This is a genomic window from Sphingomonas sp. STIS6.2 (assembly GCF_000732685.2).
GTDB lineage: Bacteria > Pseudomonadota > Alphaproteobacteria > Sphingomonadales > Sphingomonadaceae > Sphingomonas > Sphingomonas aerolata.
Genome location: NZ_JPDP02000036.1, coordinates 1 through 4,556, shown reverse-complemented (window position 1 = coordinate 4,556; position 4,556 = coordinate 1). Strand labels below are relative to the sequence as shown.

The 4,556-nt window shown below is 54.6% G+C and carries 3 protein-coding genes; 1 reads left to right on the top strand and 2 read right to left on the bottom strand.

Annotated features, from left to right (window positions below; translation table 11 throughout):
- The first annotated feature begins 1,092 nt into the window (after positions 1–1,092).
- Complete coding sequence (locus sphst_RS05275; RefSeq protein ID WP_031392852.1) at positions 1,093–2,292, top strand: MFS transporter; 1,200 nt, start codon at positions 1,093–1,095, stop codon at positions 2,290–2,292.
- Between the two features lie 905 nt (positions 2,293–3,197).
- Here sphst_RS05275 and sphst_RS20355 read toward each other — a convergent pair.
- Positions 3,198–3,542 carry a hypothetical protein gene (locus tag sphst_RS20355; protein WP_159043526.1) on the bottom strand — a complete coding sequence of 115 codons (345 nt, stop codon included), beginning with the start codon at positions 3,540–3,542 and terminating at the stop codon, positions 3,198–3,200.
- A gap of 323 nt (positions 3,543–3,865) precedes the next feature.
- Positions 3,866–4,363 (bottom strand): hypothetical protein, encoded by a 498-nt coding sequence (locus sphst_RS05270; RefSeq protein ID WP_234387435.1) that lies wholly within the window; start codon positions 4,361–4,363, stop codon positions 3,866–3,868.
- Between the last annotated feature and the right edge of the window lie 193 nt (positions 4,364–4,556).

The window sequence follows — 4,556 nt, the reverse complement described above, 5'->3', positions numbered from 1 at the left end:
GGGGGGGGGGTACTATTTCGAATTGAAAAGTATTTAAGTAAGGAAGGTAATTAGCCGACCAGCTTACAAGACTTGCCGTTCGCCGAGAACCGAAACACTTTCGTAGCCTCCTCGCTATCGATGTAACCGACCGTACAAGTTGATTTCTTTCCATCGATCGCAACCAATGTAAGTACAAGAGGGCCCGAGCATCCCATTGAGAAAGCGCCCTCAGCGTACCCATTGGCAACGCGGCCAGCGTATGTCTTGTCGCATACTGATGCATTGACGCTCTTAAAAGCACCACCATTCACATCAACGCTGTATGAGTGCGAGGTAACGCCCAGACAACCGGCTTGAAGAAATAAAGAAATTATAGGTATTCGATAAGACGACATACTGTCATCCCTTGATTGCAGCTTGAGTGATTGCGGCTGTGGCACATCAAATCTTTCCTAGTCTGCCCACCCCTGGGGCAGAAGACCTGCGCAATTCCTCGCGAACTGCATTCGCAGCGTTTTGCGAATAGCAGGGTAGGCTATGACTTGGCGTTGGTACGATGCCGTTATTCGTTCTCCTGCCTCTAACTTCATCAGGATCTTTCTACTCGTTGCGAACTCGAGAGAATAAACGGTTTGGTCCGCAACCATCGCCAAATCAGGGCTAGACGCATGCTTGACGCTTCCAAACGATATGTTCAAAATAGGCTGGGGCCACGACTGCGCTGGCTTGAAACCACGCAAATCTACCTTAGTTCGAGTGCCATCGCATCGAAGTGTCAGACGAGGTCGGTTATCTTCCACGAACGACAGGTAAGGGGTGCTTTCGATTACCCCATAGCTGGTCCAGCCGGAGGGTTGCGGCCCGGCAACTGCCGCCATTGCGAGACAGATAAAGAGCGAGCATGGGGGCATCCGTTTCAGACCTTGGTAAGCATCTTCAAAAGGCTGCGTTAGCGATTAGAAATGACAACCCGTTGACTATCCGCTCAACGTTTCAGGCTTTGTGGCTCACGTAGCCATTCCCACTCAGCCATCCTAATCAGGAATGCCGATCGCTTTCGCAACGTGGCTCAAGTCAGGCATAAGGCTGCCGATATAAGGGGTCGGCGCGTTGGCGGAGGTAAGGCTTAGGCGAGGTTGGGGGTGGCTGCTTCTAGCCACGCTCACGCTTTCAACCATCGGCGATGAAATCTCGCTTATAACCCTGATGCTTCGTACAGCCGGTGATCGCACACCATTCGCTGTGCCGATGCTCCTGGTCGCCGGGCTGCTGCCGGGCCTGTTGGCGACACCTCTTATCGGTAGGCTCGTCGACTCCCGCGATGCGGGCAAGCTGCTAGTGGCAACGGCGCTGACCAATGCCGCCATCATCGCGTGGATGGCTTGGCATCCTGATCTAACCTCTACCATCGTCGGTGCTAGTATCCTCAGCATGGCGTTCGCCATCGGCGGGACGGCCAGTTTCGCCCTCATCCCCGTCTTAGCCGCAGGGCTGGGCATGACGCTGCCACGCGCCAACGCGGTGTTGGAGTTCGTGCGCAGTGTGGGGATGCTTGCCGGGCCGGTCGTGGGCGGTGCGCTGGTGGCATGGGGCGGGATCGACAACGCGCTGCTGATCGATGCTGCCAGCTTCGTGCTTCTAGCCGCCGTCGTGCTGGCGAGTGGCCTACGCCGCCCCGTTGAAGCGGAAGAAGACCGCGAGGCCCGAACCCTGCTGTCCGAATATTTGCCGGTCCTGCGAGATCGTAGAATTACAATCATGATCGGCGCGCTGACGCTAGAGGTCTATGCGACCGCCATTGCCGATGTAGCATTCGTGTTTCTCGTAACCGTCACATTGGCGGCCGGCCCGACCGTGTTTGGTTTGCTGACGGCCTGCTGGGCTGGAGGAATGATGGCGGGGGCTGCTGCATCGGGAACAATGGCGATGAAGCGGCCGGCACCGATCGCCTTCGTTTCCGGGACTGTGATGGGCGGAATCATGCTCGCGATCGGTATCGGCATATCTACAACGATTGGCAGCATCGCCTTCGTGGGGATTGCGTTCGTAATCGGGGGTGCAGCTAACAGCGCCCACAACGTCGCGGTCCGAACGATGCTGCAACGTGAGGCTCCGGCTAACGCGCAAGGCAAAGTCGCAGCAATCTACAGCGCCAGCACCAGCAGCGCGGGTATTCTTGGATATATGACTGGAGGCTTGTTCGCGCCGAACGGAGCGGTCGATGCCTATATCCTCGGCGGTACGCTCGGGGTTGCAGCAGGTTTGTTGGGGTGGCTGCTATTTGACTCGATTAAAGCCTGCCCTTCATAATTTCTGGCGGAAAGATCCCGATCATCCCTACCGCATTGGCTTTCCCAATTTGCGATCCTTTTGAGAAAGGCTGCAGCATCAGGCGACGTCCGCTAACGCCATCTGCTTCCCAATAGCGGACGGTCCGCAATCCACCAAACCCGGACATTCAGGCGACACGCATCAGATTTCTGCATCAAGCGATGCTACAATTTCCGCAGCTTCGAGCCTGATGCAGATCTTGTGGCTTTTGTATCATGCTGCGAGGAATTTGCGCTTAGGCTGCTAACGCCCTTGTATCGCAAAGCAGGGTGAGCAAGCCTCTAATGCTGCCTGGAGAAGTGATATGCTTATACCTCTAATAAGCCTGCTGGCAGCCGCACTCGCTCCAAGCGCTCCGACGACGGAGGCAATTTGCACAGTTGGACGTACGGCTCTTCGAGATCTACCCGGTATCTATAACAACTATCCTGCGGACTCATACTATGCCGCTTCCGATTCAAACGGACGCGATCTACTGAACGTGTGTCCTAAACTAAAAAATGAATTGCCGATCGGCTATTCGCAGGCGACGGATGATGCTCATAAACGAGCAAATATACATGCACCTGTACCGGGATATAGCCCTCGACCTGCCTATATATATTTAATCCATGCGCCTAAGTTCAGCGCCGATCTAAAATCAGCTACCGTCCATTTCGAATATACTTGCACTGGCCTTTGCGGGGGAGCTTTCGAAGCTCATTACTCCTTAACGCAAAACGGATGGCAACGTCGGGGTGCGCTCCGAACATTATACGTCTCATAGGGCACTCGGGTCGGCTCTATGCAATGCCGGCTAGCTCAAGGTGTTGATGCAAAACTTGTGACTTTTGTATCAAGAATGGAAGCGATGGTCGGACGGCCGGCAGTTCATCGGCACACGTTCAAGACGAGACCTCGATCGCCACATAATTGGTGCGCAACTGCCGATACGTAGTCGGGTCAGCAACGCTCATCAGGCTAATGATTGCTCGAATTCGATAAAGACCGGGCTTGGGAAACACGTTGGTGGCGCGCTCATCAATTTTGATTTGCAACGGAGTATTTGGCGTCACTACGGTAAGCTTTTCTTCGTCCAGCGGCGGCTCCGGAGGTGAGATGGCAATTGGTTCGCGCGGGGCGACCATCTTTCCGTTCTGATCCGCAACTTCAAAGGCAATCCCGCGCGTTGCCGCCAGGAAGGGTGAAACCCGGAGCTTGCCGTCATTAGATGACAGGATCACGGTCAACGTAGCCGGACCGTTCATTGAAACCGGCCTGCCGTCTGACGCTATGCGAGCGCTGATGGTCGACCCGTCGCCTACCCATTGTGCTTGAACGGGAGGAGCCCAGGCCGCAGTCGCCACTTGGGCTAGCATCGCAAAAACAAAGCTTATCATTTTGAAGGCCCTTATGGCGGCGCGTTGCTAACCGCCTAAACATGATGGCAGCCCTTGGGAATCCGTCGTTGATGCACAGGCTTGCCCGCGACCTTGATGCAAAACTTTTGAGTTTTGCATCAGGAAGAGCAAAGGTGGTGGACTTCTAACGAGCTGCTTAAGCGATTCAGTCGCTACTTTTTGCCGTTTGGATCGCTGCCGTCCTTGTTGCGTCCGCGCCCAAACGAGACCAACTCATCATAGTCCAGTGTGGCATGAAGAAGATGGTCCTCCCAACCTTTTACGACATACGTGGAGGAGCCGAGCGCGGCACTAGCGAGCTTAGCATCGTACCTTGACCCGTTCGCGACCACTTCCTGCAGAAAATCGCTTTGCGCCCTTAGTGCTGAACGGTAGCCTTGGCATGCCTGTATCATATCATATTGAGCGAGCTTCGCTTTCTCCCATTCAGGAGAGTTGGCGGGCGATCCCATCGCTTCTACATATCGAGCAGCAGCCTTACTAAACGGCGTATCGCACCTATCGTGCTGTACAGCTACCCGCGCTCCCAGCGTCCGGACTTGAGCTTCGATTTGTGCGCTAAAGGGCGGAGGCACCGTCGGCGCTTTGAGCTCATCGTATATGGTCTGTGCCGCTGTAGCTGCGATCAAGATCAGCATCATCATCATCATCGTACTTCCGGGTTAGACTCTGCGACCAGTATTTGAGCTGACATAAGCTGAATGGACAGCAGAAAACCGGCAAGAGCAATCGGCAATCCAGCGGTTGTAATTGGGCGCTTTATGCAGAATTTTTGATTTTTGCATCAGGATCCTTTGGCTTCGGTGGATACCTGAGTATTAATCCGGGCACATATTAACTTGC